We start from the raw sequence: 26,509 nt of genomic DNA on the forward strand, positions 1-26,509 counted from the left end.
CGGGACCGCGGCCCCGGCGGGACGGCAGGTGCCGCTTTTAGTGACAGATCGCGCTAAAGTGTCCGTATGCCCAGGATTTCGGCCGCGAGCAACGCCGCCCAACGCGCCGAGACCCAGCGCCGCATCCTGACCGCCTTCGGCGAACTGCTGTTCACCCACGGCCTGCCCGGGCTGACCATGACCGATGTCGCCCGCCACGCGCGGATCGGCCGCACCGCGGTGTACAACTACTACGCGGACATCGAAGAACTCCTCATCGCCTACGCCCTGGACGAGACGGAGCGGTTCCTCGTGGAACTGCGCGATTCCCTGGCCTCGCTCGAGAATCCCGTCGAGCGCCTGGCCCTGTACGTCCGCGCGCAGGTGGCGGACCTGAGCCGGCGCCACCTGCCGCCCGGCCCGGCCATGGGCGCGGTGCTCTCCCCGGCGTCGTTCGCGAAACTGGCGGACCATGTGGGCGAGCTCAGCGTCCTGTTGCAGGGCATCCTCCGCGACGGCATGGCCCAGGGCTACCTCCCGGCCGCGGACATCGGCCAGCTCGCCCAGCTCATCCACGGCACCCTCTCCTCCAGCGCGGCCCGCGGCGACGGGGCCGGCGCGGACGCGGAGGCAGAGGCGCGGATCGCCCGCACGGTCCGCTTCATCCAGCTGGGCGCCGGGGCCCGGTTCGACGACGCCGGCCGCCCGCTCCGCCTGGAAGGCTAGGCGGCTGAAGGTCAGGGCTTGGGGCTGGCCGGCACCACGGTCGGCACCACCGGCGCCGCCGGATCCTCGACCACCCGCCGGGATTCCCGCGGGCAGCTGAGCTTGCCCGGCGTCTGGTCCACGAGCGCGGGCTTGGCCAGCGCCTTGAAGTCGCCGGTCAGGATGACATCCACGCTCGAGTCGTTGCGGGCGTCCTGTACGTAGTCCGATCCGGGCAGGTTGCGCTGGACGCTGAATGCCCCGGACTGGCCCGCGGCGCCGGAGACCACCAGGGCCACGCCGCGGAAGCCGGAGGACGTGTTGCCCACCGCGCCCACGGTGAACTTGCGCGCCCGGAGCTCGTTGGCCACGGTGAGCGCCAGGCCGGGCCGGCTGGTGGAATTGTAGACATTCACTTTGATCTTGGCGTGCGGCGTGTAATCGTACGTTGCCTGCGGGCACACCGTCGCCGCCGCCTGGCTGCGCTCCGCCGTCGGAAGTTTGATCTGGCCGTCGCGGATCTGGAGGGCGACGACGACGGCGGCGGTCACCAGCGCGAGCAGGAGGACCAGGACCACGCCGTGCAGGATCCGGCGCCGCATCCGCGCCGGGTTCTCGAGCTCATCATCCTCCGCGAACGCGGCCCGCAGTTCGGAGCCGGTAACGACGTGATGGCCGTGCAGGACGGTCGGGTCCTTGGGCTTCCTAGCCATTGAGCACCAGGACACGGGCGTGGATCGCGGTGCGCTGGTGCAGGGCGGTGCGGACGGCGCGGTGCAGCCCGTCCTCAAGGTAGAGCACACCACGGTATTCGACGACGTGCGGGAACAGGTCTCCGAAGAAGGTCGAATCCTCGGCGAGCAGGGCGTCCAGGTCCAGGGTCCGCTTGGTCGTGACAAGCTCGTCCAGCCGGACGGGCCGCGGCGGCAGGGCGGCCCAGTCCTTGGGCGTGTTGAAACCATGGTCGGGGTACGGGCGTCCCTCGCCCACAGCTTTAAAGATCACCATGCAAGCCTAAGGAAGATCAACGGCCAGGGGAATCACAGCGGGGTTGGCGCCGGAGGTTGTGGCCAAACAGTGATCATTTGTCACACGGCCGGCCGCGCGTCATGAACGGCGACCGGCGGGCGGCTCCCGGGCCCCGGCTGAGAGAATGGAGCCATGACTGAAACCGCACGCCCCGCCGCGCCCCTGACTCCGCCTCTGGCCCTGCTGCTCGACGTCGACGGCCCGGTGGCCAGTCCGTTGACCCGCGACGTCCGGCCCGCCATCATTGCGGATCTGCTGGCCCTGGCGGCGGCCGGGATCCCGGTGGTGTTCAACACCGGGCGTTCGGATGCGTTCATCCGTGAGCAGGTGATGGCCCCGATGATCGCCGCCGGGATGCCGGAGGGGCTCCTGGTCCACGCCATCTGCGAGAAGGGCGCGGTGTGGTTCAGCTACACCGCCGCGGGGCCGGGCCCGGTGCACGTGGACCGCGAACTGGCAGTCCCGCAGGCCTTCGGCGACGACGTGCGCCGGCTCGTCGCCGAGGACTACGCCAGCCACATGTTCTTCGACGAGACAAAGCGCGCCATGGTCTCGGTGGAGCAGCACATCGACGTCGCCAATGCCGAGTACCGCCAGGAACAGGCGCTGTTCGACGCCGATGCCATGGACCTGATGGCCCGGCACGGCCTGGGTGTGGCCCGGCTGGACCACCATGCCCCGGACAGCGATGACCGCATCGACTACCGGGTGGACCCCACCATCATCTCCACCGACATCGAATCCGTCCGGCTGGGCAAGGACCTGGGCGCCAGCCGCGCGGTGGAACTGCTGGCCGGCCAGGGCATCACCCCGCAGGCCTGGCGCACCGTCGGCGATTCGCGGACCGACTACGCCATGGCGGACTGGCTGCATCACAACGACCACCCGGTCAAGCACGTGGATGTCCGGCCGGCCGACGGCGTTCCGGTCAAGCCGTACGACGTGCTGACCGCCTCGGACCTGGGGCTCGGCGCGGAGGTCATCCACGACGACGCCGGCGCAGCTTTCCTGCGCAGCTGGCGCGAGGCCCTGGCCGGGTAGCCCCCCGGGCCGGTTTTGCGGCGCGGGATATTATGCAAGTAGAGAACCCTGTAGGCCTTCAACGACTCGGAGAACTGACATTACGGACGCATTGATCCAGGACGAGATTTACTACGGCAGCCAGGCGACCGAGGACAACCACGCCCACGCCGAGGTCACCTCGCCGGCCGCAGTCGCACGGCTCCGCACGCGCCCCGACGTCGTGCGCCGGCACGGCAGATACGCCCTGATCAATGAGAACCGCACCCCGTACCAGGCCATGGTCGAGGACCTGATTTTCCTTCGGGCGGTCCTGGACGATGCGAACCTGGACTACCTGCTGGTCCGGGGCAACAACGACCGGCCGGTGCTGGCCGTGGACTGGAAGAACCGCCGGAAGCTCCGGGCGGCGCTGGTCGAAGCCTGCCGGGACGAACCGTTCTACTCCATGACCGTCGACGCCAAGAAGAAGTCCTCCGTGCTGGTCGCCGACGGCGAACTCTCACCCAACCGCCAGGGCCGCATCTTCCGGCTGTACCGGCCCCGGGTGGAGCCCGGCGGCGGGCTGGAGTTTGGCGCCTCGGCCGGAGTCCAGCTGGAGCTGTGGAGCTTCGAGGGCGACGAGTTGATCCTGCCGATTGAAAACTCGCTGACCCGGCGGACCCTGCTGGCGCAGGACGCCGTCCGCGGCACGGTGGAACGCTACGGCCACACGTGGCCCACGATCGAGAACATGTTCGCGGACCACGCCAGCGACATCAGCTTCGACATCGATCTGGTGTTCTCCTGGGTGGACGGCAGCTCCCCGGAGTACATCGCGGCGCGGCGGGCGCAGATGGCCGGCGTCGTGGTCGGCGAGGGCGACGATCACGAGGCCCGCTTCCGGCAGATCAACGAACTGAAGTACGCGCTCCGCTCGGTCTACATGTTCGCGCCGTGGATCCGCCGGATCTTCATCGCGACGGACTCCCCGGCACCGGAGTGGCTCGCGGACCACCCGGGCGTGACGATCGTGCGCAGCGAGGAGTTCTTCGCCGACCCCTCGGTGCTGCCGACGCACAATTCCCAGGCCGTGGAGTGCCAGCTCCACCACATCGAGGGCCTCTCCGAACACTTCCTGTACTCCAACGACGACATGTTCTTCGGCCGCACGGTCCGGCCGGACATGTTCTTCACCCCGGGCGGCATCACCAAGTTCATTGAGGCGGAGACGCGCATCGGCCTCGGTGAAAACGACGCCGAGCGCAGCGGGTTCGAAAACGCGGCGCGGGTCAACCGCAAGCTGCTGTGGGACCGCTTCGGACGGATCACGACCCGGCACCTGGAACACACCGCGGCGCCGCTCCGGCGCAGCCTGGTGGCCCAGATGGAGGAGGAGTTCCCCGCAGAATTCGCCAAGACGGCGGCCAGCAGGTTCCGCGCCGCGGACAACATCTCGGTGACCAACTCGTTCTACCACTACTACGCACTGCTGACCGGCCGGGCCGTGACCCAGACGGCGGCCAAGGTGCGGTACGTGGATACGACCGCACGGGCGGGCCTGAACTACCTGCCGAAGCTGCTGGCCAAGCGGAACATGGACTTCTTCTGCCTCAACGACGGCAGCTTCCCGGAGGTCCCGGCCGATGAGCGCGCCGAAGTGGTCACTGATTTCCTGGAGAAGTACTTCCCGATCAAGGCGCCCTGGGAGAAATAACCTCGGCTAGTTGCGGGTGGCGATGCTGCGCTGGCCAGGCCCGGCCGCAGGGTCCTCAAGCCTGGCCTGGCGCGGGAGGCGGATCCCGGCGGCGGCGATGCGCCGCTGGGCTTCCTCGGCCGTGACGAATTCGCCCACCGCCGGCAGGGTGTCCCCGACCTGCACCACCGAGTGGACGATCGTGTGCTCGTAGACGTGGACCAAGTTGAAGGACTGGCCGCTGTCCCGGCCGCGGCTGCCGCCGACGGGGACGTTCAGATCCTGGGTGTAGCAGGTGGCCGAGGCCACCGAAACGGGAATGCCCGCGAACGTCGCCGTCGTCGAATAGTGCAGGTGGCCGCCAAGAATGGCGCGCACGTCGGAATTCCGCAGCACCCCGGCGAGCGCCGCCTGGCCGCGCAGCTCCACGAGCACCGCCAGGTCCAGCACGGAGGGCACGGGAGGATGGTGCAGCGCCAGGATAGTGCCGTCCGGCGCCGGGGTGGAGAGTTCGGCGGCGAGCCACTCCAGCTGTTCGGGGTCCAATTCGCCGTGGTGGAAACCGGGGACGGACGTGTCCAGGGTGATCACCCGCAGGCCGTTGATGAAGTAGCTGCGGTCCACCGGCGCCCCGTCCGCCGGCTGGTCCAGCAGGCCGGTCCGGAAGTTGGACCGGTCATCGTGGTTGCCCATGGCCCAGATGGCTTTGGCGCCCATCGCCCGGCAGGCGGGGTCAACGATGGCCCGGAGCTTTGCATAGGCGGCGGCCTCGCCGCGGTCGGCCAGGTCGCCGGTGAAAATCACGGCTTCAGGGCGGGCGCCGGAGGCGAGGACCTGATCAAAGAGTTGTCTCAAGCGGGTATCGCTGGCCACCACGCCGTGCAGGGGATCCGTGCCGCCCAGCAGGTGCGGATCGCTCAGGTGGAGTAGGAAATGGCGTGGCCGGGGGTGCTCGGCCTCGATGAGCTCCATTGCAGACCTTCCTGGTTGGGTGGGGGCGGTGGCCCCCTGCGTCCCTCTCAGTACTATCTATCCAACCAGACAATTGGCCTGCGGTGTGCAAACTCCAGTAGGCATGTTTCAAAAGTGGCAATAACCAAGTGTTCCGGCGGGCACATACCTGTCCCGGCATGGACAGGCGGTGCCCGCCGGAAGCGGTTTTACTTGGGTTGCGGGCGGCTAGCTCAGGTAGCCGTTCGGGTTGAGCACGTACTTCGTGGCCGCGCCGGCGTCGAACTCGGCGTAGCCCTTGGGTGCGTCCTCAAGGGTGATCGACTTGGCGTTGACGTTCTTGGCGATGTGCACCTTATCGTGCAGGATCGCCATCATGAGGCCGCGGTTGTACTTCATCACCGGGCACTGGCCGGTGGTGAAGCTCAACGACTTCGCCCAGCCGGTGCCCAGGCTGAGGGAGAGGGCGCCCTTCTTGGCCGCCTCGTCGATGCCGCCCGGGTCGCCGGTGACGTAGAGGCCCGGGATGCCGAGGGCACCACCGGCCGCCGTGAGCTCCATCAGGGAGTTCAGTACCGTCGCCGGAGCTTCCTTGGCATCGTGGCCGTGTCCCTTGGCCTCGAAGCCGACCGCATCGACGCCGCAGTCGACCTCCGGAACGCCCAGGATCTGCTCGATCTGCTCGGCCGGGCCGCCCTTGGACAGGTCCACCGTCTCGCAGCCGAAGGAGCGCGCCTGCTTCAGCCGGTCCTCGTTCATGTCGCCCACGATCACCACCGCGGCGCCCAGCAGCTGAGCGCTCGTGGCCGCCGCCAGGCCGACCGGGCCGGCGCCGGCAACGTAGACCGTGGAGCCCACCCCGACGCCGGCCGAGACGGCGCCATGGAAGCCGGTCGGGAAGATGTCCGAGAGCATGGCCAGGTCCAGGATCTTCTCAAGGGCCTGGTCCTTGTCCGGGAACTTCAGCAGGTTCCAGTCCGCGTAAGGGACCAGCACGTAGTTGGCCTGGCCGCCTACCCAGCCGCCCATGTCGACGTAGCCGTAGGCACTGCCAGGCCGGTCCGGGTTGACGTTCAGGCAGATGCCGGTCTTGCGTTCCTTGCAGTTGCGGCAGCGCCCACAGGCGATGTTGAAGGGGACCGAACAGATGTCCCCCACCTTGATGAACTCGACGTCCGGACCCACTTCCACGACTTCGCCGGTGATTTCGTGGCCGAGGACCAGGTCGGCTGGTGCGGTGGTGCGTCCGCGGACCATGTGCTGGTCCGACCCGCAAATGTTCGTGGCAACGGTTTTGAGGATCACGCCATGGCGCACCTGCCGGCCCACGTTGGCGGGGTTGACCCCCGGGCCGTCCTTGAGTTCGAAAGTGGGGTAATCGATGTCGATCAGTTCGACTTTTCCTGGCCCCTTGTAGGCAACGGCTTTGTTTCCTGTCATCACTTTCCTCCTGGTTTCACGGACCCCAATGTTGAGTGCCCAGTTGTGATTCTCGAAGCGTGCTGATGCACCTCCCGCGGGCCCCCGCGGCCGGCTGCGTCGCCGGCAGGGCAGACCAGTCTGCCCGGCGGTGGTGGCTAGATGTCGGAAGGTTCGGCCAGTCTAGGCCGTGATGCCGCGGAGGGATAGGGTCCCTTGTGCCCTTGCCTTCGAGGGGGCGATCGCCGGTTCTCCGCCGCCTGGATCAGGCGAGGGCCTGCCGGACCGCTTCGATAATCTCGGGCGAGTCGGGCTCGACCGTCGGGGCGAAACGGGCGATGACCACGCCGTCGCGGTTCACCAGGAACTTCTCGAAGTTCCACTTCACGAACCCGGGCAGGAGGCCGGTCCGGAATTTCGTGAGCTGGGCGTAGAGCGGGTGCTGTTTCCGGCCGCGGACGTCCGCCTTGGCGGTCAGCGGGAAGGTCACACCGAAATTGCGCTGGCAGAACGCGGCGATTCCGGCGTCGTCCTCCGGCTCCTGCCCGGCGAACTGGTTGCACGGGACGCCGAGGACGCTGAAGCCCTCGGCGCGGAACTTGTTGTGCAGGGCTTCGAGGCCGGTGTACTGGGGTGTGAAGCCGCACTGGGAGGCGACGTTCACCACCAGCACCACGCGTCCTTTGAATGCGCCGAAGTCCGTCTCGGTGCCGTCGTTGAGGGTCAGTGGAATGGAGTGCAGGGCGGTCATGGGCGCGTTCCTCGCTCGTAGGGGCCGGAAAGGGTCATGACACTGGTTCGTTGCCGCCCCGCACCGGTATGGGCCTGCCGCGGCAGGGAGTCCCGGGGCGGCCGGCCCCGGCTACGGCGACGCCGTTGCCAACGGTTCCAGGCCGGCCGACGGCTTGGTGGCGGTGCTCTCCGCGGGCGCCGCAGTCACGGTCGGCGAGGGGGCCGGCGGGGGCGGGGCGACGGTTGCGGACGGCCCCGTTGCCGACGCCGGATCGGTCACCACGGGCGCCGGGGCCGGCGCGAGGGTCGGGTCGGGGCTGGGCTGCACCGCGGGCTGGGTCTCGGTCGGTGTGGGCGTCGGTGCCGGGGCCGTGGGAACGCCCGGCGTCGGCGTCGCCGTGGGCGTGGGCGTCGCAGAGGGGGCCGTGGGGACGTCCGGCGAAGGCGTCGCAGTGGGCGTGGGCGTTGCGGTGGGCGTGGGGTCGGAAGTGGGCGTCGTGGCGGCCCCCGGCGTCTTGGTCGCCGTCGGCGCGGTGCGGGCGCCGTCGGCGTGGGCCACCGGCTTTTCCTGGATGCCTCCGGTGACCGCGTGGGTGTGGTCTGCCGCCACCGGGATCGCCCAGTCGGCGTCGGGGCTGCCGTCCCCGGCCTTGTCGGCGCCGGGGGCGTAGCTGGTCATCCGGATGGCGTCGAGCTTGTCGACCTGCCGGGTGGGGAGGAACTTCCAGTCCAGCGGGTTCGCGTGCGCGCCATTGAGGATCGTCTCGAAGTGCAGGTGGCAGCCGGTGGAGGATCCGGTGGTGCCGACGAGGGCGATCACCTCATCTACCCCCACTGATTCGCCCTTGTGCACTGCGATGCCCTGCAGGTGGTTGTAGGTCGTGATCAGGCCGTTGCCGTGGTCGATTTCGACCCGGTTTCCGCCGCCCCAGGGGTGCCAGCCCACTGCCCGGACCACGCCGGCGTCGGCGGAATACACTCGGGTGCCGCACGGCGCAGCGAAATCCTGGCCCCAGTGGAATTCCCCGGCCGCTCCGGTCAGGGGGCTGGTGCGCAGGCCGAAGTGCGAGGACTGGTTGAGCGTCTCGAGGGGAGCCATCAGGAAGCCCTTGCCCGGCCGGGACAGACCGGCCGATGCTGCCCGCAGTTCGACCTTGCCTGTTTTGGACCGGGTCTGGACGGTGGTCCGGGCGAAGGAGACCAGGGCGCGGCGGTCCACTGTCAGCGGACCGGCCGCCGTCGCGGGCCCGTTGCCGGCCACGGCGGATGTGTCGTCTCGGGCATCGAGAAGTCCGGGGCCCACGGAACCGGCCGCGGCCGGCGTCGTCGTGTCCCGGGTGCCGGGGCCCGCGGGCGCGGGTGAGCCGAAAAGCAGCAGGGCCAGGGCCACCCCGGAGGCCGCGGACAGGGCGCGCACGACAATAGTCGAAGCCCTGGACCGTCCATTCGATGAGTTTCCCCAGTGTTTTCCCACGATGCGACTCCCGCAGTTCTGTCCGTCAGGCCCCATTCCCGTCGGACCCACCTCCTTATGTGAACACACTCCCCCGGCCCTGTGAACCTCCCTGGTGCCCTGTCTGCGGGCACTTCCGCGCCGTCCCAGTAGCCGCGGCTCGAAAGCAGGTACCGGCCCCGTGCGGCCCGGGTAAGAATAGGGGTATGCGCAATGTCCTTCGGGAGTGGCAGGCCGAGCTCAAGTACACGTTCACCGGAACCCGGGACGCCGTCCCGGAGTGGGTGGGGCGCCTCGCCGAGGGCGACGACGCCGGGTACCACCGTCCCGGCTCCGCTGTCTGGGCCGTCCACGGAGACATGCCCACGATCGTGGCCGGCATCCGCGCCCTGCTGATGCAGGCCCTGCACCCCGGCGCGCTGGCCGGCGTGCACGACCACTCGCGCTTCCGTGAGGATCCTTTGGGACGGCTCGCCGGAACGATCCGCTGGATCTTCACCGTCACCTACGGCTCCACCGAAGCGGCCCGCGCGGCGTCGAACTGGGTGTTGCGGCTGCATGAGCCGGTGCGCGGCACGTATGTGGACGGACGCGGGGCGGTGCAGCCCTATGCGGCCAACGATCCGGACCTGCTCCGCTGGGTCCACATCGCTTTCACCGACGCCTTCCTTTCGGCACACAAGCTCTGGGGCCGGCCCATTCCGGGCGGGCCGGACGCCTATGTCCGCGAATGGGCGCAGGCGGGCACGTTGATGGGCGTGGAGTCGCCCCCGCTGAGCGAGGCCCAGATGCGCGCGCAGCTGGACCGCTGGTACGACGACGGCGAACTCACCGCGGACAGCCGGGTGGCCGAAACCGTGGCCTTTATCCGCAATCCCCCGCTCCACCCCGTCCTCCGGCCGGGATACCGAGTGTTGTTCGCGGCGGCGGTGGCCAGCCTCGAACCGAAGTATCGGGCGATGCTGGGGCTGCGGATGCCTCGGCTGGGGCCGTTCCCCCTGCCGGTCCGGCTGGCCACGAAGGCCACGCTCGGCATCGTCCATCTGGCCCTCGGCAGGATGGGCCCGAGCGAACAGGCCGCCAGGTCGAGGTTGCGCCGGCTGGGGTATGAGGAGCCGTCCGGGGCCTGAGCCTGGGATCGGGCCTGGCCGGGGCCCGCGCAGACCGGCCCGGGCTGGGCATGCAAAAAGGCCCCGGTCCTCAGGACCGGGGCCAACCGCGGAGAATGGGGGATTTGAACCCCCGAGGGCGTTAACCCAACACGCGTTCCAGGCGTGCGCCATAGGCCGCTAGGCGAATTCTCCAGTTGCTTCTGAATCAAAAGCAGATACTAGACTACCTGAACTTCCCGGCTTCGCCCAATTCCGTCCCCGCCGCCGACCGAAGACCTCCGGCACCGCCCGCCCTCCGGCCATCTCCTTCCCCGCCAACGGACATGCCCAGCCGCCCTCTCCACCACTGAGCATGACCCGGCATGCCCACCCCTTGCCGCGAAGGATGGGCATGTCCGTCACAGCCCGTCCGGCGCCGCGAGAGGCCGGATTCGGGGCAGTCCCGATTGTCGGGTAAAGTAGTCGACGGCCCCTCATGTGGCGTCATCCTGTTGAACTCCCCCAGGACCGGAAGGTAGCAAGGGTAAATGGGCTCTGGCGGGTGCATGGGGGGTCTTTTATGTCTGTGCCGATTGGTAGGGTTTAGCTGTGACTGTTACAACCGCTCTTTACCGTAGATACCGCCCCGATTCGTTCGCGGACGTTATCGGACAGGAGCACGTCACCGAGCCGCTCATGACGGCCCTGCGGAAGAACCGCGTCAACCACGCCTACCTCTTTTCCGGACCGCGCGGCTGCGGCAAAACCACGTCGGCGCGCATTCTGGCGCGCTGCCTGAACTGCGCCGAAGGCCCCACCGACACCCCCTGCGGCGTCTGCCCCAGCTGCATCGAACTGGCCCGCGGCGGCGCCGGCTCGCTCGACGTGATCGAGATCGACGCGGCCAGCCACGGCGGTGTCGACGATGCCCGTGACCTGCGCGAACGCGCCACTTACGCGCCGGTGCGTGACCGGTACAAAATCTTCATCATCGACGAAGCCCACATGGTCACCTCGGCCGGCTTCAACGCCCTGCTCAAGATCGTCGAAGAGCCGCCGGAACACATCAAGTTCATCTTCGCCACCACGGAGCCGGACAAGGTCATCGGCACCATCCGGTCCCGGACCCACCACTACCCGTTCCGGCTGGTTCCGCCCGAGCCGCTGATGGCGTACCTTGAGCTGCTGTGCCAGCAGGAAAACGTTCCGGTCGCTCCGGGCGTGCTCTCCCTCGTGATCCGCGCCGGCGGCGGTTCGGTGCGCGATTCGCTGTCGGTCCTGGACCAGCTCATGGCCGGGGCAGGCCCGAACGGGCTGGACTACGAGCTCGCGGTGGCACTGCTCGGCTACACCCACGCCTCGCTGCTGGACGACGTCGTCGAGGCCGTTGCCGCCTCCGACGCCGCGACGGTCTTCCGCGCCGTGGACCGCGTGATCCAGACCGGCCACGACCCCCGCCGTTTCGTGGAGGACCTGCTGGAGCGGTTCCGCGACCTCATCATCGTCCAGGCCATGCCGGAGAGCGCCCAGTCGATCCTCCGGGGCATGCCGGCGGACCAGATCGCACGCCTGCAGAACCAGGCCCACAACCTTGGCGCAGCGGAGCTGTCCCGCGCCGCGGACGTCAGCAATACCGCCCTGACGGAGATGACCGGCGCCACCTCCCCGCGGCTTCACCTGGAGCTCCTGTGCGCCCGGATCCTGCTGCCCAGCTCCGAGCAGACCGAACGCGGCATCGCCGCCCGCATCGACCGGGTGGAGCGGCGCCTGAACTACGCCGGGAACGACGTCGGCGCCCCGGCCGCCGCCAGCCCCGCACCGTCCACCCCTCCCGCTCCCGCTCCCGCCGCCGCTGCAGCTTCGGCCCCGGACGCCGTGGCCGCCCCCGCCGCCGCTGCGGCCCCGGCCCCGAACGCCGCAGCCGCCCGGCCCGCGGAACATGGCGCAGCTCCCGCAGCGGCACCCGCCGAACAAGGGTCGCCGCAGGGCCATCAGGAACGGACCCCGATCACAGCGCCGCGGGTCAGCACGAACGACTGGCCCGTTGAAGAGGCCGGCGCCTCCAACGGCGGCTCCCGCCCGGCCGGGCAGGCCCCGAGCGCGGCCCCGCGGGCCGGCGAGGCCGAGCGTCCGCAGGCAGCAGCCCCAGCGCCGGCGGCTGCTCCCTCACCCGCGGCCACACCCGCTCCTGCGTCAGCAACCGCGCCCGCACCCGCTGCGCCGGCCAACGCCCCGGCGGCCGCCGCCCCCGCCCCTGCCGGCTCTTCCGCCGACGTCGAGGTGCTGCGCCGCGCCTGGCCCGAGATCCTGCAGGCCCTGACCAAGATCAAGCGGAGCACCTGGGCGCTCGTCGAACCCAACGCGCAGGTGGGCCACTTCGAGGGCCAGGTCCTCACGCTGTCCTTCACCACGCAGGGCCTCGCCGGTGCCTTCGGCCGCGCCGATCACGCCGAGAACCTGCGCCAGGCGATTTCCCGGACCATCGGCATCGACTGCCAGATCACCGCCGTCGCCGGCGGCGCCAGCAGCGCAGCGAGCTCTGAGCCAAACCCAAAAGCGCCTACTAGCCGGGAAGTGCCGGCCACGGCCACGTCGGCGGACGTCGCCTGGGGGCTGGCCCCGGCCCCGGCGGAGCCCGAGCACCGGCAGCCCGCCGCCGGGACCACAGATTCCCGGAACGCATCCGGCGCTGCCGACGGCGCCGGGGTGACAGATGCGGCGCCCGGATCTCCCACCGCGGACCGGGAACGGAACCCGGCACCGGCCGCTTCCCGCGACGTCGACCCTGCTCCCTCCGCTGCACCAGCGGCCGCCCCGGAAGTTACTTCAGTGTCCCCGCGTCCGGCAGCACCGCAGGAGAGCGCAACCCCCGACACCGCCGGGTCGTACTCCTACCCGGACGACGACTGGGGTCCGCCCCGGGATGAAGACGCTCCGCCGCTGGACGAAGAACCGCCCATGGACTGGAGCCCCTCCCACGGCGCCCCGGTTCGGCCGGCAGCGTCCCGCGCGACCGGGCAGGCCACCCCAGCGCCCTCTCCCACACCGGATCCTTTGCGGGCTGCGCCCGGGGAAACCGCGGGACAGGTCTCCTCGGCGACGACCCGCGACGCCGCGGGCGCCGCGGGCACCGCGGAGGACCCGTGGGCCCGTGCCGTCGAGCAGTCCCCCGGGGTCTGGACCGTCGGGACGGAACTGAACGTGGGCCGACGCGGCACCAGGCAGCCCGCGGCGGCTCCGGCGGGACGCGGCGAGGAGCCCGAGCCCCCGCACTACGAACCGGCCGCGGCCCAGATCCCGGAGCCGGTGGGCGCATTCCGCGCTGGAGCCTCATCCCAGCAGGCCGAAGCCTCCCCGGAGCCGGCCCCTCCCGGCGCGGCCAGGCTCGGGAGCCCGGAGCCGGTGCTCGTGCCGACCACCACCGGGTCCGCCGTCATCACCGCGGCGACCGCGTCCGTTACGACGACGGCCCCCGTCGGCGCCCCTCCGGCGTCCGGACGACAAAGCCTGTACCAGCGCCTGTCGAACAGCCCCGAAGCGGAGGCCGGACGCGCCAAGGCCCCGGCGCGGGCGGCGGTCGCGGCCACCAGTTACGAACAGGACATTCCCAGCGCCGACGACGAGACAATCGAAGAGTCGGGGGTCTTCGGCCGCGCCGCCGTCGAACGCATCCTCGGCGGAAAACTGCTCGAGGAGCGCTCCTTGGACGGAAGTCCCCTGGCGCCGCGCCTCTAGCCCCCGGCGGCCCCTTGGGCCCCACCCCTAATCGAACGAGGAAATTGTGTACGAAGGTGCAGTCCAGGAGCTGATCGATGAGCTCGGCCGTCTCCCCGGCGTCGGTCCCAAGTCCGCCCAGCGGCTCGCCTTCCACATTCTTGAGGCCGATCCGCAGGACATGAAGCGGCTCGTCGAGGCCATCACCACCGTGAAGGAGCGGGTGAAGTTCTGCACCGTGTGCGGGAACGTGACCGAGCAGGAGCTGTGCAACATCTGCCGGGACCCGCGCCGGGACCCTGCCGTGATCTGCGTCGTGGAGGAGTCCAAGGACGTCCTCGCCGTCGAGCGCACCCGTTCCTTCCGCGGCAGGTACCACGTGCTGGGCGGGGCGATTAATCCGATCGCCGGAATCGGGCCGGAACAGCTCCGGATCCGGGAGCTGCTCACCCGGCTCAACGACGGCGCCATCCAGGAAATCATCATCGCCACCGACCCCAACCTCGAGGGCGAAGCGACGGCGACCTACCTGGCCCGGATGCTGAAGTCGATCGGCATTGCCGTCACCCGGCTGGCGTCCGGGCTGCCCGTCGGCGGCGACCTCGAATACGCCGACGAAGTCACCCTGGGCCGCGCCTTCGAAGGCCGCCGCAACGCGCTGAGCTGACCGGCCGCCGGCGAGGTGCGACTGTTTCCTCCCCGCCGTCTGCTATTCGGTCACAATTCCACGCCGGGCCACCCGCGGCGATAAACTTGGACCAGAAGCCGCCGTCGCGCCGATTGGCCGCGCCGTTTGAATGCTTCGCCCAGAACCCCGATGATCCAGTGAGGGTGCCCGCATGAGTTTGCCCACCACCGAAGTCCACCCCGGACCGCAGCCGCAGGTGCTGCCCGCGGAGCCTGCCGTCACGAAGCACCTGGTTGTGAAGAAGTTCGGCGGATCCTCTGTGGCCGACGCGGAGGGGATTAAGCGGGTCGCCCGGCGGGTCGTGGACGCCCACAACGCCGGCGACGAGGTCGTCGTCGCGGTCTCCGCCATGGGCGACACCACGGACGAGCTGCTCGACCTGGCCGCCCAGGTGACCGACTCCGCACCGGCCCGGGAGATGGACATGCTCCTCTCCGCCGGTGAGCGCATCTCCATGGCGCTACTCGCGATGGCGATCAACAAGTACGGCGCCTCCGCCCAGTCCTTCACCGGGTCGCAGGCCGGGATGATCACCGACGGCATCCACGGCAAGGCCCGGATCATCGACGTCGACCCCCACCGGATCCGCACGGCCCTGGACAAGGGACACATCGCGATTGTGGCCGGTTTCCAGGGCATGAGCCGGACCACCAACGAAATCACCACCTTGGGCCGGGGAGGCTCGGACACGACGGCGGTGGCGTTGGCCGCGGCCCTCAACGCCGACGTCTGCGAGATCTTCACCGACGTCGACGGCATCTACACCGCCGACCCCCGCGTGGTGCCGTCCGCCCGCAAGATCGACAGCATCTCCAGCGAGGAGATGCTCGAACTCGCGGCTTCCGGGGCCAAGATCCTGCACCTGCGCTGCGTGGAGTACGCCCGCCGCTTCGGCGTGCCGCTGCACGTCCGGTCCTCATTCAGCCAGCACGAAGGCACCTGGGTCCTGCCCAGCGCCGACGACAAGATCACGATTCAAGAGGGAGTTGCCTTGGAGCAGCCAATCATCTCCGGCGTTGCACACGACCGTTCCGAAGCCAAGGTCACCGTCGTCGGCGTCCCGGACATTCCCGGCAAGGCCGCGGCGATCTTCCAGGTCATCGCCGATGCCCACTCCAACATCGACATGATCGTCCAGAACGTCTCCACCCACGGCACCGGCCGGACGGACATCTCCTTCACCCTGCCGATCGTCGAGGGCGCCGACGCGCTGGCCGCCCTCCGCGCCGCCCAGGCCGAGATCGGCTTCGAGAGCATCGAGTACAACGAGCAGATCGGTAAGCTCTCGCTGATTGGTGCGGGTATGCGCTCCCACCCGGGTGTTTCGGCGCGCTTCTTCGCGGCGCTGTCCGAGGCCGGGATCAATATCAACATGATCTCCACTTCCGAGATCCGCATCTCCGTGGTGACCCACGCCGACCTGCTGGACGACGCCGTACGCGCCATCCACAAGGCGTTCGATCTCGACAGCGAGGACGAGGCGACGGTTTACGGCGGCACCGGCCGCTAGCGGCGGGCCCGCGGGCGACCCGCGGGCATGCGAAAAGGAAGCGGCAGTTTGCCGCTCCCTTTTCGCGTATCAGAGGGCCTGACTCGCCGGAGCCTCAGACCTGTTCCTTGGGGAGGTCCTCCCGGCGGACGGCGTAGTGGTGCCCTTCCGAATCGGTCTCCACTTCGAACCCGGCGAGATCGGTCTCCGAGGCCTGCTCGAAGTCGTCATGCCGGTGCACGACCGGCGCGGAGTAGTCACCGCGCGAGGCAGGGCCGAAAAGGAACCGCACCCAGGCCGACGGGTGCAGGTGCCGGCGCAGTGCAGCCTTCCTCAGTGCATATGCCATGTTTCCCACCCCCTCTCCTGCTGGCAGGAAAAGCGGAACAGCAGTGGCGCGGGGCGCCAGTCCCCTTATTTTACGCCCGACGCCGGCAAAAGGCGCCGTACGCGGGCGGCCGGCAGCTTAGCGCAGCGACTTGTCCGAGGGGTCCCGTGGAACGACGTAGGTGCTGCCGTCGGGGCGGTGCAGGGTTTCCCACTGCTGGGTTTCGGCCTGCCGCTGGGCCAGCAGTTCACGGTTCTGCGCCGTCATCTCGTGGCCGATCGAGGTGCGGCTGGCGGGGCCGAAAATGGCTCGAAGCTTACCGGTCCTCCGCATGAACCTTTCGGTGGCGCTTTCCCTGGCCATGGCTACCCTCTCCTCGTATCGGATGCACCATCAGTGTACGCTAATAATTAGTGCACTAACTATTTGAAGGAAGCCTGTGACCGAGACTGTTGCACCACCCGTATCCGCGGACGAGGACCTCCTGCTCGAACGGCAGCTCTGCTTCGCGCTGACGGTGGCCTCCCGCAGCGTGGTCGGCGCCTATAAACCGGTCCTCGACACGATGGGCCTTACCCATCCGCAGTACCTCGTCATGTTGTGCCTGTGGGAGTCCAGCCCGCGTTCCGTGCGCGATATCAGTGAGGCCCTGGCCCAGGAACCGGCCACCATCTCGCCCCTGCTGCGCCGGCTCGAGGCGGCGGGCTACATCACCAGGGAGCGGGCCGCTGGCAATGAGCGCAGCCTCGCGGTCGGGCTGACGCCCGAAGGGGCCGCCCTGCGGCAGCAGGCGACGGCGGTCCCGGGCACCATGATGGCCCTGCTCGGCCTTGACCGCGAACAGGTCGCGGAACTTCACGGAACCATGATGCGGCTGATCGCCGCCACCCGGTCCCCCGGCGCGGCACCCGGCGCGGCACCCGAGGCCGGTCACCAGGCCGGCAGCCCCGGGTCCCCGGAGGCCGTCCAGCGCTAGAATGGGGCTGATACCGAGGAGGCGTCCATGCGCAAAAACCTGATCCCCGCCGCGCTCGTCCTGATGCTGGCTGCCGGGCTCGCTGCCTGCGCGCCGGGCGGTGGTTCCGGCCCCGGATCCCCGACCGCGGCCACTTCCTCCGCCACCGCTTCCAGCGGCCCCGCGTCTCCCGGGGGTTCCCCGACGGCCGTCCCGGGGCAGGGTGATGCCGAGCTCGCGGTACTGTTCAAGGCCTCAGCGGAGGCGAAGGCGGTCAGCTATACCCTTCGGTGCCGCGGCGGCGAGGCCGCGGCCGGGAGCAAGCACCCAACGGCCGCCGCGGCGTGCGCCGCGCTGAAACAGGATCCGGCGATCCTGACTCCCGGACCCCGCCCCACGGACCGGGCCTGCACGCAGCAGTACGGCGGCCCGCAGACGGCCACGGTCACGGGAACGGTGGACGGCAAGACCGTGAAATCGGAGTTCAGCCGGACCGACGGCTGCGAGATTGAGTTCTGGAACGCGGCCAAGGATGTCCTGGGATCCAGCGGTGGAGCCTAAGCTGCAGCATCTTCCCCAGGACAGCTGGCAGGCCCGTGAAGCCGCGCACCAGCAACGCGTCCGGACCTACGCCGACCCCTACCTTGCCCGCAGGTCGGCCGGCCAGAAGCACCCGGTGGAAGACTTCCTCTTCACCTACTACACCCAGAAGCCCGGCCAGCTGCTCCGGTGGCATCCCGGCGTCGGCACCGTCCTGTCGGGGCCGGCGGCCGCGGAGCGGGCCGGCTGGAAGTACTACCGGACCGCCGACGCCGGCGAACGGGACGCGGCGGGGCTGGCGCCGGACACCGCGGCGGTGACAGTCGACGTCGAACGCTTCGTCACCGAGCGGCGCGACGCCGTGCAGTTTGCCGGCATCATCCTGGCCGGAACCGCCGCCCGGCCGGCGCAGTTCGGCTGTTTCGGCCTGCACGAGTGGGCCATGGTCTACCGGCAGGACAAGTTCGAGCTGCGGCACGAATACCTCACCCTGCGGCTCGGCGCCGAGCAGACGGACCGGGTGGTCGAGGACAACCGGATCCGCTGCTCGCACTTCGACGCCTTCCGGTTCTACACCCCGGACGCGGCACCGCTGAACGCCCTGCAGCCCAGCCGGGAAAACCAGCGGGCAATGGAACAGCCCGGGTGCCTGCACGCCAACATGGACCTGTACAAATGGGCGTACAAGCTCGCGCCGGCACTGCCCAGCGAGCTGGTGATGGACTGCTTCGAGCTCTCCTGGCGGATCCGTGCCATGGACATGCAGGCGTCCCCCTACGAGCTGAACGAGTGGGGCTATCCGCCGATCCGGATCGAGACGCCGGACGGCAAGGCCGAATATGTCGAACAGCAGCGGACCTTCGCGGCCGCTGCCCAGGAACTCCGCCACCGGCTGTTGAAGCAGCTTTCGCCGCTGCTGGACGCCGCCGCCGGCGTCCTCCCGCTGACCGCCGCCCAGGAAGGAAGCCCATGACCGACGCCACCGGGACCGCGCACGACGTTGACCTCACCATCCGCCTGACGGAAGCCCCCGGGGCCCCCGAATACAGCTTCCGGCTGGTCGCCGACGGCGGGATGCCCGCGGAGGCGTCCACGCTGCCGGATCCCGCCGCCGCGCTGGCGGCGCTCCGGGAGCACGGCGAGGAGGTGTTCTTTCCGCAGCCGGGGCCGCCCCGCTTGTGCACGCAGCAGTACGGCGGCCCGCAGGTGGCGGTGGTCACCGGACGTTATCTGGGCCGTTCCGTGCACTGCGAGTTCAGCCGCACCGACGGCTGCGAAATCGCCCGCTGGCGCGCCATGGCCCCGCTGCTGGGCGGCACGGCCGGAGGGACCGGGGCCAGCTGAGCCCTGCCGGGGACGGCGGACGCACGCCGCACGCCGCAGCAGGCGGAAAACGTAGCAGGCGCACGAAACGGCAATGGCCGGCGGGATGAACCGCCGGCCATTGCCGTTTTCGAATGCGCTACCGCCTAGCTGGCGTTGCTGCGCGCCTGGCCCGTGTCCCGGCTCACCGCCGGAGCGCCCGCTGCGGGGGCCACCGTGGCGGTGCCGGCCGGCGTCACGGAGACGCTGACGAAGGTCGGTTCGCTGGCACCGGCGAAGGTCACCCGGCCGATGTAGGAACCGGCCTCAAGTCCGGTCCACGACAGCGTGACCTTGCCGGCCTTGCCGTTGGTCAGCTTGAGCGGGTTCGGCGAGAGCGTCGCGTTGCCCACGTTCGCGCCGAGGATCGCCGCGTCAACCGAGGCCTTGCGGGCCTTGCCGTCCGGGCTGGAGTACAGGTTCGCGTAGATCGTGTACTTGCCCGCGGCCGGGTTGGGGATCGAGAGCGACTCGCTCGAGGAGGAGGTCGCAACCTGCTCGACGCCGCGCGGGGTCACAACCCACATGTCGAAGTCCGAATCCGGATCCGAGGACAGGACGGAGAACTTCGCCAGCGGCACGCCGGCCGGGACCTGGACGGACTTGACGAACGTCGAGGCGTCGGCGCGGCCCGTGAACGGACCGGGTACCAGTTCGACGGCGGAGGAGTCCGCCTTCGAGAGGCCGTCGAGGGTCATGTCGACGGGGCTGTTGGTGCCGGAGACGACGTCGATGTCACCGGAGCCGGTGCCCGACGTGGTGCTGAAGAAAACATCCTTCGAGGCAACCACGGACTGCGGACGGACCGAGATCGGCGAACTAACAGTCTTGCCGGCACCGGTCCAGCTCAGCTGGCCCATGGCGAACTTGCCGAGCGCGGCACCCTGGTTCTCAAAGGTGACCTTGAAGGTGCGCTTCTCGCCTGCGGCCTTGAAGTTCAGCGCTGCCGGGGCGACGCTGACCTTGATGCCCGGGACATTGACGCTGGCCTTGTAAACACCGGGGGTCAGTGCGGTCACCGTGCGGGTGACCTCGATCCGGCCGGTCAGGTTGCCCAGGGCGAAGGACGCGACGTTCATGTCCCGCGGCTTGGTGCTGGACGGCAGGCCCAGGTCCACGCCGGTGCCCTGGATGAACTTCAGGTAGTCCTCGACGTCGGCGTCGTAGACCAGTCCCGGGTCCACCATGCGGGCCGGGTCCACCTCGCCCGCGCCGGTGGCGTGGACGTCGGTGTCCTTGGACCCGTCGGCGAGCTTGACCTCGGAGGCGGTGGTCATCATGGCGGACTTCACCGTGGCAGGCGACCAGCCGGGGTTCTTGCCCAGGAGCAGGGCGCCGAAACCGGCGACGTGTGGGGAGGCCATGGAGGTGCCGGACATGAAGCCGAACTTGGCTCCGCCTTCACCGATCGGGGAAACGCCGGCCAGCACTGCCACGCCCGGTGCTGCGACGTCGGGCTTGAGCAGGTCCGAATCCGTGGCCAGCAGCGGTCCGCGGGAGGAGAATCCGGCGATCTGCGGCTGGGCCTCGAGCGGAAGCCCGGTGGTGTCCTTGTTGACCAGCGAGACCTTGATCGCCGGGTTGGCGGTGACCTTGGCCTTGATCGCCTCGGTGGCCGGCGGGTTCACGTGCACGGTCGGGACCGAGTGCTGGTCAGCGTCCAGCGAGGAGGCGCTCAGGTTCACGAGGATCATGCCGACGCCGCCGCCGCGCTTGACCTCGGCGCTCTTGGCGACGCGGTCGAAGACGCCGCGGTCACAGACGACGACCTTGCCGGCGACCTTCGCCGGGTCGAGGGTGTCCGGGCCACACAGGGCCGCGTTGGCGTCCCCGGCCTTGGCCGCCGCGTTGGCGGACAGCACGACGCCGGCGTCCTTGACTTCGCCGTTCATGATGCTGGCGCCGCGGAACTTGGTGCCGTCGGCGAACTCCACCGTGCCCTGGAGCTCCTGGGAGAAGGTGCTGGCAGCGACCGTGGTGACCCACGGTGCACCGTGGTTGACGGTGCTGGCGGTCGGGCCGGAGTTGCCGGCGGAGGCCGCGACGAAGATGCCGGTGGCGGCGGCGTTCAGGAACGCCACCGAGACCGGGTCGATCACGGAGGTCGCGGAACCGGAGATGGAGTAGTTCAGGACGTCGACGCCGTCCTCGATGGCCTGCTCCACGGCCGCGACCGAGGAGGAGCTGTAGCAGCCGCCGGTGTTGGGGTCGGTGTCTTCCCAGCAGACCTTGTAGACGGACAGCTTGGCGGCCGGGGCGATGCCGCTGGTCAGGCCGAAGCTGCGGCCGTCAACAAAGGTTTCCACGTTGGCGTTGCCGGCTGCGGTGCTGGCGGTGTGGGTGCCGTGGCTGGCCACGTCGACCGGGGAGAGCTGCTCGAGCGGGGAGCGGTCGCCGGCCGGGACGTAGCGCAGGAAGTCGTCGGCGAAGTAGTGCGCGCTCAGGACTTTGGAGTTGCAGGCGGAGCCGTCGAAGGACGCGCCGGTGCCGGTGCCCTTCTGGCACTCGCCGATGAACGTCTCGCCGTCGGCCTTGAGCATGGCGATCTTGCCGTCCGCCGTGCGGTAGGGCACGCCGACGACGGGAGCGCCGACCAGCGGCTTGACCTCGGAGCCGGCGAAGAAGGCGCTGTCGGGGGTGTAGCCGGTGTCGATGACACCGACGACGACGCCCTTGCCGGCGCCGTCCTGGCCGCCGAACTTGGTGTTCCAGGTGCCGTTGGGGCCGCTGAGCTTCAGGAAGTCAGTGCTGGAGTAGTCGGGCGCGTTCTCCGTGTCCGGGGCGACGGTCAGGACGTTGGGGTCCTTGGCGAGCTTGATGGCCTGGGCGGTGGTCAGTTCGGCGCTGAAGCCGTTGACAGCTGCCGTGAACTGGCGCTGGATCTTGACGTCCTGCTTGCCCGCCACCGCTGACTGCTTCTGCTCCAGGTGCGCGCGGTACTTCTTGACTTCGGCCTTGTTGGCGTCGAGCTTCTTGCCCTTGGCGGGCTTGGTGGCCGGCAGCCCGGCCGTCGTGCCCTCGTAGGTCGCCGCGGGCTTCTCGGCGAGGAGGACGATGTAGCGGCCGTCCGGGTAGCTGGCCGGGTCAAGGCTCTTCTGTGCGGCTTCCGCGACGGCGGAGCCCTGGGCCGGCGCCGCGGTGGCGGGCGCGATGGCGACTGTTGAAAGGAGAACCGGCAAGCCCAGGGTCAGTGCCGCGGCCCTCCGGAGTCCCCCGCTTCGAAGGAAGCTCTTTCCTGGTGATTTCACGAGTGTTTTGAACCTTTCAGAAGGAACGGTCCCGGCGCCTTTGCCGGGGACGGCGGTCTGGATCAGGTACGGGATCAGGAGTCGTCTCTCGCGCCCGGCGGATACCAGCCGATTCATACAGTACAGACTGAGAGACGAATATGACATAGACCACTGTGCCCAAATCAAAAGTGGTCATATTCCGCGACAAATCCCGTCACTGCGGGCATGGCAAAGCCGGGGCGGCTGGTCCCGCCCCGGCTTGGCTGCCGTCTGTACGGTCCGCGCGGGCGCGGCCCGTTACCGGTCGTGTTGTCGCCCGCCGGCCGGCCGGGCGTCCCGCCTATTGGCGGGGAGTCCGGACCACCTCGCTGATCCAGGCTTTCGTCTTTTCATCCAGGGGTCCGGCCACCTTCGTGGACCTGGCTGCCCGGTCCGCCCGGATCTTCTGGAACACCATCCGGCCCAGCCCGGCGAACACCGCGGCGGCCATGACGGGAAGCAGTACTGATTTCGGTTTCTCAGCCATGCGCACATCCTACTGAGCGCACCGGGCCGAGGCCATAGCCGGCTTTGGCCCGGTGCGGAAGGCCCCGGGGTCACGAAGACGGCAGGAACCACCGCGCCCGGTAGAATGGGCTTGCAAGCTCGCGGAGCGCCCGCATCACGCTGTCCACCACAGCGGATCGGCGTGAGACGGCACCACTCCGCTGCGCCCTTACCCAATGCTCACGCACAGGAGTTGCCGGATGCCCCGGATCGTTGTCGACGTCATGCCCAAGCCCGAGATTCTCGACCCGCAGGGGAAGGCCATCGTGGGTGCGCTGCCCCGCCTGGGCTTCACCGCTTTCAGCTCTGTCCGCCAGGGCAAGCGCTTCGAACTGACCGTCGACGGCGAGGTGACCGAGGAGATCCTGGCCCAGGCCCGTGATGCCGCGGCGACCCTGCTGTCGAACCCGGTGATCGAGGATGTCGTCAACGTCGAGGTCGTCGAGGCCTGAGATGACTGAACTCCCCCTGATCGGCGAGGCGGTCGCCGTCGCCGCCCACCCGCAACTCGCGGGCGCCAAAATCGGTGTCGTGACCTTCCCCGGCACCCTCGATGACCGCGACGCCGCCCGCGCCGTGCGCCTGGCCGGGGCCACCCCGGTGGCGCTCTGGCACGCGGACACCACCCTGGGCGACGTTGACGCCGTCATCATCCCCGGCGGGTTCTCCTACGGCGACTACCTCCGCGCCGGCGCCATCTCCCGCTTCGCACCGCTGATGGCCAAGGTCATTGATGCCGCCAACTCGGAGGCCAAACTGCCGGTCCTCGGCATTTGCAACGGCTTCCAGATCCTCACCGAGTCGCACCTCCTGCCCGGCTCGATGATCAAGAACGACCACCTGAAGTTCCTCTGCCGTGACCAGGTCCTGCGGGTCGAGAACAACACGACCGACTGGACCGGCGACTACGCCGTCGGGCAGGAAATCACCGTGCCGCTGAAGAACCAGGACGGCCAGTACATCGCGGACGAGAAGACCTTGGACGCCCTGGAGGCGGAGGGCCGGGTCGTGTTCCGCTACGTCGGCTGGAACCCGAACGGATCCCGCCGCGACATCGCCGGCATCTCCAACGCCGCCGGGAACGTCGTCGGCCTCATGCCGCACCCCGAGCACGCCGTCGAGGCCGGGTTCGGCCCCCAGGCAGGCTCCGGCACCGAGGGCCTCGGCTTCTTCACCTCTGTCCTGAACAAGATCGTGGGAGACAACAAATGACGGAGACACCGGCAGTGGCGAGGCCCGCGGAGACCGCCAAGAAGTTCAACATCGACACCGTGGAGCATGCGGCCAAGACCCCCGACACCGAACTGCCCTGGGCCGAGCTGGGCCTGAAGCAGAACGAGTTCGACGAGGTCGTCAGGGTCCTGGGCCGGCGCCCGACCGGCGCCGAGCTGGCCATGTACTCGGTGATGTGGAGCGAGCACTGCTCCTACAAGTCCTCGAAGAACCACCTGCGCCAGTTCGGCGAAAAGGTGACCGAGGAAATGAAGAAGGACATGCTCGTGGGCATCGGCGAGAACGCCGGCGTCACCAACCTGGGCGACGGCTGGGCCGTGACGTTCAAGATCGAGTCCCACAACTCGCCGTCGTTCGTGGAGCCCTACCAGGGTGCCGCGACCGGCATCGGCGGGATCGTCCGCGACATCATTTCGATGGGCGCCCGGCCGGTAGCGGTCATGGATCCGCTCCGTTTCGGCGAGATCGACCACCCCGACACTGCCCGCGTCATGCACGGCGCGGTGGCGGGCATCGGCGGCTACGGCAACTCGCTGGGCCTGCCGAACATCGGCGGCGAGATGGTCTTCGACTCCGTCTACCAGGGCAACCCGCTGGTCAACGCCCTCGCCGTCGGCGTCATGCGCCACGAGGACATCCGCCTCGCCAACGCGTCAGGCAAGGGCAACAAGGTCGTGCTGTTCGGTGCCCGGACCGGCGGCGACGGCATCGGCGGCGCCTCCGTGCTGGCCTCCGAGTCCTTCGACAGCACCAAGCCTTCCAAGCGCCCCGCCGTCCAGGTGGGCGACCCCTTCGCCGAGAAGGTCTTGATCGAGTGCTGCCTGGAGCTCTTCAAGGGCTCCCTGGTCGAGGGCATCCAGGACCTCGGCGCCGCGGGCATCTCCTGCGCCACCTCCGAACTGGCCTCCAACGGCGACGGCGGGATGCAGGTGGAGCTGACCTCCGTGCTGCTGCGCGACCCGACCCTGACCCCGGGCGAGATCCTGATGTCCGAGTCGCAGGAACGCATGATGGCCGTGGTCACCCCGGAGAACATCGCCGCGTTCGAGGCGGTCATGGACAAGTGGGCCGTGGAGTACTCCTGGCTGGGTGAGGTCACCGACACGGGCCGCCTCATCATCACCTGGGACGGCGAAGTGATTGTCGACGTCGACCCGCGCACCGTCGCCCACGACGGCCCCGTGTACGACCGCCCGTACGCCCGGCCGGAGTGGCAGGACGCCGTCCAGGCTGACGCCTTCACCGGCTCCGTCCAGGACGCCGGCCGTCCCGCGGCCCCGGCGGAACTGGCCGCCGCGGTCACCGAGCTCGTCGCCTCGCCGAACATGTGCTCCAAGTCCTGGATCACCGACCAGTACGACAGGTACGTCGGCGGCAACACCGCCATGGCGTTCCCGGACGACGCCGGCGTGGTCCGCGTGGATGAGGAAACCGGCCTGGGCGTGGCCCTGGCTACCGACGCCAACGGCCGCTACACCTACCTGGACCCGTACCACGGCGCGCAGCTGGCCCTGGCCGAGGCGTACCGCAACGTCGCCACCGCCGGCGCCGTGCCGATGGCCGTCAGCGACTGCCTGAACTTCGGCTCGCCGGAGGACCCGGACGTCATGTGGCAGCTCGCCGAGGCCATCCGCGGCCTGTCCGACGCCTGCATGGAACTCGGCATCCCGGTCACCGGCGGCAACGTCTCGCTTTACAACCAGACCGGCAGCACGCCGATCCACCCCTCTCCCGTGGTGGCGGTGCTGGGCAAGCTGGACGACGTCGCACGCCGCACGCCCTCGGGCTGGCGCGAGGACGGCCAGGCGATCTACCTGCTGGGCACGACGGCGGCGGAACTGGACGGCTCCGAGTGGTCCAAGCTGCGCGGACACCTCGGCGGCCTGCCGCCCACGGTTGACCTCGCCGCCGAACGCGAGCTCGGCGAAATCCTGATCAACGCCTCCCGCGACGGCATGGTGGACTCCGCGCACGACCTGTCCGAGGGCGGCCTCGCGGCGGCCCTGGTGGAGTCGGCCCTGCGCTACGGCGTGGGCGCCCGGATCTCGCTGCAGGACGTCCTGGACCGCGACGGCGTGGACCTGTTCACCGCGCTCTTCTCCGAGTCCCAGGCCCGCGCCATCGTGGCCGTGCCCCGCTCCGAGGAGATCCGGTTCAAGGACATGTGCACCGCCCGCGGCTTCGCGCACGTCCGGATCGGCGTCGTCGACGCCGAGAGCGGGGTGCTGGAGATCAACGGCGTCGAGACCCTGAGCCTGGACGCACTCCGCGAAGCCCACGAGGGGACGCTGCCGAAGTACTTCGGCTAGCCCACCCCGGCGGTTTAAGCGCGAACGGACACTTGAGGCCCTTTGAGAAGGGCTCCAAGTG

At 69.3% G+C, this 26,509-nt stretch carries 24 protein-coding genes, 1 tRNA gene and 1 other RNA gene; 15 read left to right on the forward strand and 11 right to left on the reverse strand.

What is annotated here, in order from left to right:
- The first annotated feature begins 66 nt into the window (after positions 1-66).
- Complete coding sequence (locus ASG71_RS00705) at positions 67-705, forward strand: TetR/AcrR family transcriptional regulator (protein WP_056736110.1); 639 nt, start codon at positions 67-69, stop codon at positions 703-705.
- An 11-nt stretch (positions 706-716) separates the two neighbouring features.
- On the opposite strand, the gene ASG71_RS00710 is transcribed toward ASG71_RS00705, so the two are convergent.
- Both ASG71_RS00710 and ASG71_RS00715 read right to left on the reverse strand, forming a co-directional pair.
- Positions 717-1,397: a LytR C-terminal domain-containing protein gene (locus ASG71_RS00710; RefSeq protein ID WP_056736112.1), complete on the reverse strand. Its 681-nt coding sequence runs from the start codon at positions 1,395-1,397 to the stop codon at positions 717-719.
- Complete coding sequence (locus ASG71_RS00715) at positions 1,390-1,689, reverse strand: type II toxin-antitoxin system VapB family antitoxin (RefSeq protein WP_200947924.1); 300 nt, start codon at positions 1,687-1,689, stop codon at positions 1,390-1,392. The genes ASG71_RS00710 and ASG71_RS00715 overlap by 8 nt, the downstream gene beginning before the upstream one ends.
- A gap of 156 nt (positions 1,690-1,845) precedes the next feature.
- Here ASG71_RS00715 and ASG71_RS00720 point away from each other — a divergent pair, with 156 nt between their 5' ends.
- Positions 1,846-2,754: a hypothetical protein gene (locus ASG71_RS00720; RefSeq protein ID WP_056736116.1), complete on the forward strand. Its 909-nt coding sequence runs from the start codon at positions 1,846-1,848 to the stop codon at positions 2,752-2,754.
- Between the two features lie 91 nt (positions 2,755-2,845).
- Positions 2,846-4,429 carry a stealth family protein gene (locus tag ASG71_RS00725; protein WP_235563893.1) on the forward strand — a complete coding sequence of 528 codons (1,584 nt, stop codon included), beginning with the start codon at positions 2,846-2,848 and terminating at the stop codon, positions 4,427-4,429.
- A 6-nt stretch (positions 4,430-4,435) separates the two neighbouring features.
- Here the strand turns inward: ASG71_RS00725 and ASG71_RS00730 are convergent, their stop codons facing one another.
- The 4 genes from ASG71_RS00730 to ASG71_RS00745 all read right to left on the reverse strand — a co-directional run bounded on the left by ASG71_RS00730 (position 4,436) and on the right by ASG71_RS00745 (position 8,927).
- Positions 4,436-5,380, reverse strand: a complete 945-nt coding sequence (locus ASG71_RS00730; protein WP_056736118.1) for a phosphodiesterase — start codon at positions 5,378-5,380, stop codon at positions 4,436-4,438.
- A 207-nt stretch (positions 5,381-5,587) separates the two neighbouring features.
- Positions 5,588-6,799, reverse strand: coding sequence for a formaldehyde dehydrogenase, glutathione-independent (gene fdhA / locus ASG71_RS00735; protein ID WP_056736123.1), 1,212 nt, complete (start codon positions 6,797-6,799; stop codon positions 5,588-5,590).
- Between the two features lie 244 nt (positions 6,800-7,043).
- Complete coding sequence (locus ASG71_RS00740) at positions 7,044-7,529, reverse strand: glutathione peroxidase (RefSeq protein WP_056736125.1); 486 nt, start codon at positions 7,527-7,529, stop codon at positions 7,044-7,046.
- A 111-nt stretch (positions 7,530-7,640) separates the two neighbouring features.
- The gene (locus tag ASG71_RS00745; RefSeq protein ID WP_056736127.1) at positions 7,641-8,927 is read right to left on the reverse strand and encodes a M23 family metallopeptidase; all 1,287 of its coding nucleotides are present in this window, start codon (positions 8,925-8,927) and stop codon (positions 7,641-7,643) included.
- A gap of 242 nt (positions 8,928-9,169) precedes the next feature.
- On the opposite strand from ASG71_RS00745, the gene ASG71_RS00750 reads away from it, so the two are divergent.
- Positions 9,170-10,093: an oxygenase MpaB family protein gene (locus ASG71_RS00750; RefSeq protein WP_056736128.1), complete on the forward strand. Its 924-nt coding sequence runs from the start codon at positions 9,170-9,172 to the stop codon at positions 10,091-10,093.
- 89 nt (positions 10,094-10,182) lie between these two features.
- Here the strand turns inward: ASG71_RS00750 and ASG71_RS00755 are convergent.
- A tRNA-Ser gene (locus ASG71_RS00755) sits at positions 10,183-10,267 on the reverse strand.
- 272 nt (positions 10,268-10,539) lie between these two features.
- Between ASG71_RS00755 and ffs the strand changes: the two genes are divergently transcribed.
- The 4 genes from ffs to ASG71_RS00770 all read left to right on the forward strand — a co-directional run bounded on the left by ffs (position 10,540) and on the right by ASG71_RS00770 (position 15,966).
- Positions 10,540-10,636: signal recognition particle sRNA small type (ffs, locus tag ASG71_RS16235), an RNA gene on the forward strand.
- A 27-nt stretch (positions 10,637-10,663) separates the two neighbouring features.
- Complete coding sequence (locus ASG71_RS00760; protein WP_082574723.1) at positions 10,664-13,789, forward strand: DNA polymerase III subunit gamma and tau; 3,126 nt, start codon at positions 10,664-10,666, stop codon at positions 13,787-13,789.
- Positions 13,790-13,835: 46 nt separating this feature from the next.
- The gene (gene recR, locus ASG71_RS00765) at positions 13,836-14,435 is read left to right on the forward strand and encodes a recombination mediator RecR (RefSeq protein WP_056736130.1); all 600 of its coding nucleotides are present in this window, start codon (positions 13,836-13,838) and stop codon (positions 14,433-14,435) included.
- A 172-nt stretch (positions 14,436-14,607) separates the two neighbouring features.
- Entirely contained in the window at positions 14,608-15,966 is a 1,359-nt protein-coding gene (locus ASG71_RS00770) for an aspartate kinase (RefSeq protein ID WP_056736131.1), read from the forward strand.
- A gap of 94 nt (positions 15,967-16,060) precedes the next feature.
- Here ASG71_RS00770 and ASG71_RS00775 read toward each other — a convergent pair whose 3' ends face one another.
- Both ASG71_RS00775 and ASG71_RS00780 read right to left on the reverse strand, forming a co-directional pair.
- Complete coding sequence (locus tag ASG71_RS00775; protein ID WP_056737151.1) at positions 16,061-16,294, reverse strand: hypothetical protein; 234 nt, start codon at positions 16,292-16,294, stop codon at positions 16,061-16,063.
- Between the two features lie 117 nt (positions 16,295-16,411).
- Complete coding sequence (locus tag ASG71_RS00780; RefSeq protein ID WP_056736132.1) at positions 16,412-16,636, reverse strand: hypothetical protein; 225 nt, start codon at positions 16,634-16,636, stop codon at positions 16,412-16,414.
- A 76-nt stretch (positions 16,637-16,712) separates the two neighbouring features.
- Here ASG71_RS00780 and ASG71_RS00785 point away from each other — a divergent pair, with 76 nt between their 5' ends.
- Genes ASG71_RS00785 through ASG71_RS00800 form a run of 4 tightly spaced genes read left to right on the forward strand, consistent with a single transcriptional unit; the run spans position 16,713 to position 19,112 of the window.
- On the forward strand, positions 16,713-17,249 hold the full coding sequence (locus ASG71_RS00785) for a MarR family winged helix-turn-helix transcriptional regulator (RefSeq protein WP_056736134.1): 537 nt from the start codon (positions 16,713-16,715) through the stop codon (positions 17,247-17,249).
- A 27-nt stretch (positions 17,250-17,276) separates the two neighbouring features.
- On the forward strand, positions 17,277-17,789 hold the full coding sequence (locus ASG71_RS00790) for an SSI family serine proteinase inhibitor (protein WP_056736136.1): 513 nt from the start codon (positions 17,277-17,279) through the stop codon (positions 17,787-17,789).
- Positions 17,761-18,741, forward strand: a complete 981-nt coding sequence (locus ASG71_RS00795) for a hypothetical protein (protein ID WP_056736139.1) — start codon at positions 17,761-17,763, stop codon at positions 18,739-18,741. Before ASG71_RS00790 ends, ASG71_RS00795 begins: the two co-directional genes overlap by 29 nt.
- Entirely contained in the window at positions 18,738-19,112 is a 375-nt protein-coding gene (locus ASG71_RS00800) for a hypothetical protein (protein WP_056736146.1), read from the forward strand. Before ASG71_RS00795 ends, ASG71_RS00800 begins: the two co-directional genes overlap by 4 nt.
- Positions 19,113-19,237: 125 nt before the next feature.
- Here ASG71_RS00800 and ASG71_RS00805 read toward each other — a convergent pair whose 3' ends face one another.
- Together ASG71_RS00805 and ASG71_RS00810 are read right to left on the reverse strand one after the other, a co-directional pair.
- Positions 19,238-22,378 (reverse strand): S8 family serine peptidase, encoded by a 3,141-nt coding sequence (locus ASG71_RS00805; RefSeq protein WP_414826636.1) that lies wholly within the window; start codon positions 22,376-22,378, stop codon positions 19,238-19,240.
- A gap of 322 nt (positions 22,379-22,700) precedes the next feature.
- Positions 22,701-22,886 carry a hypothetical protein gene (locus tag ASG71_RS00810; protein WP_056736152.1) on the reverse strand — a complete coding sequence of 62 codons (186 nt, stop codon included), beginning with the start codon at positions 22,884-22,886 and terminating at the stop codon, positions 22,701-22,703.
- Between the two features lie 220 nt (positions 22,887-23,106).
- Between ASG71_RS00810 and purS the strand changes: the two genes are divergently transcribed.
- The 3 genes from purS to purL are packed head-to-tail and all read left to right on the forward strand — an operon-like array spanning position 23,107 to position 26,448.
- Entirely contained in the window at positions 23,107-23,358 is a 252-nt protein-coding gene (gene purS / locus ASG71_RS00815) for a phosphoribosylformylglycinamidine synthase subunit PurS (protein ID WP_056736153.1), read from the forward strand.
- 1 nt (position 23,359) lies between these two features.
- Entirely contained in the window at positions 23,360-24,118 is a 759-nt protein-coding gene (gene purQ, locus ASG71_RS00820) for a phosphoribosylformylglycinamidine synthase subunit PurQ (RefSeq protein ID WP_056736154.1), read from the forward strand.
- Positions 24,115-26,448 (forward strand): phosphoribosylformylglycinamidine synthase subunit PurL, encoded by a 2,334-nt coding sequence (gene purL, locus ASG71_RS00825; protein ID WP_056736155.1) that lies wholly within the window; start codon positions 24,115-24,117, stop codon positions 26,446-26,448. The genes purQ and purL overlap by 4 nt, the downstream gene beginning before the upstream one ends.
- Positions 26,449-26,509: the final 61 nt, after the last annotated feature.

The organism is Arthrobacter sp. Soil763 (assembly GCF_001428365.1).
Lineage (GTDB): Bacteria > Actinomycetota > Actinomycetes > Actinomycetales > Micrococcaceae > Arthrobacter.

Excerpts from the sequence above, each read along its gene's own strand:
- ASG71_RS00790 (WP_056736136.1), top strand. The coding sequence starts at position 17,277 with ATGCGCAAAAACCTGATCCCCGCCGCGCTCGTCCTGATGCTGGCTGCC.
- ASG71_RS00810 (WP_056736152.1), bottom strand. The coding sequence starts at position 22,886 with ATGGCTGAGAAACCGAAATCAGTACTGCTTCCCGTCATGGCCGCCGCG.
- ASG71_RS00740 (WP_056736125.1), bottom strand. The coding sequence starts at position 7,529 with ATGACCGCCCTGCACTCCATTCCACTGACCCTCAACGACGGCACCGAG.
- ASG71_RS00710 (WP_056736112.1), bottom strand. The coding sequence starts at position 1,397 with ATGGCTAGGAAGCCCAAGGACCCGACCGTCCTGCACGGCCATCACGTC.
- fdhA (WP_056736123.1), bottom strand. The coding sequence starts at position 6,799 with ATGACAGGAAACAAAGCCGTTGCCTACAAGGGGCCAGGAAAAGTCGAA.
- ASG71_RS00730 (WP_056736118.1), bottom strand. The coding sequence starts at position 5,380 with ATGGAGCTCATCGAGGCCGAGCACCCCCGGCCACGCCATTTCCTACTC.
- purL (WP_056736155.1), top strand. The coding sequence starts at position 24,115 with ATGACGGAGACACCGGCAGTGGCGAGGCCCGCGGAGACCGCCAAGAAG.
- ASG71_RS00770 (WP_056736131.1), top strand. The coding sequence starts at position 14,608 with ATGAGTTTGCCCACCACCGAAGTCCACCCCGGACCGCAGCCGCAGGTG.
- purQ (WP_056736154.1), top strand. The coding sequence starts at position 23,360 with ATGACTGAACTCCCCCTGATCGGCGAGGCGGTCGCCGTCGCCGCCCAC.
- ASG71_RS00795 (WP_056736139.1), top strand. The coding sequence starts at position 17,761 with ATGTCCTGGGATCCAGCGGTGGAGCCTAAGCTGCAGCATCTTCCCCAG.
- ASG71_RS00705 (WP_056736110.1), top strand. The coding sequence starts at position 67 with ATGCCCAGGATTTCGGCCGCGAGCAACGCCGCCCAACGCGCCGAGACC.
- ASG71_RS00775 (WP_056737151.1), bottom strand. The coding sequence starts at position 16,294 with ATGGCATATGCACTGAGGAAGGCTGCACTGCGCCGGCACCTGCACCCG.
- ASG71_RS00780 (WP_056736132.1), bottom strand. The coding sequence starts at position 16,636 with ATGGCCAGGGAAAGCGCCACCGAAAGGTTCATGCGGAGGACCGGTAAG.
- ASG71_RS00800 (WP_056736146.1), top strand. The coding sequence starts at position 18,738 with ATGACCGACGCCACCGGGACCGCGCACGACGTTGACCTCACCATCCGC.
- ASG71_RS00750 (WP_056736128.1), top strand. The coding sequence starts at position 9,170 with ATGCGCAATGTCCTTCGGGAGTGGCAGGCCGAGCTCAAGTACACGTTC.
- ASG71_RS00720 (WP_056736116.1), top strand. The coding sequence starts at position 1,846 with ATGACTGAAACCGCACGCCCCGCCGCGCCCCTGACTCCGCCTCTGGCC.
- purS (WP_056736153.1), top strand. The coding sequence starts at position 23,107 with ATGCCCCGGATCGTTGTCGACGTCATGCCCAAGCCCGAGATTCTCGAC.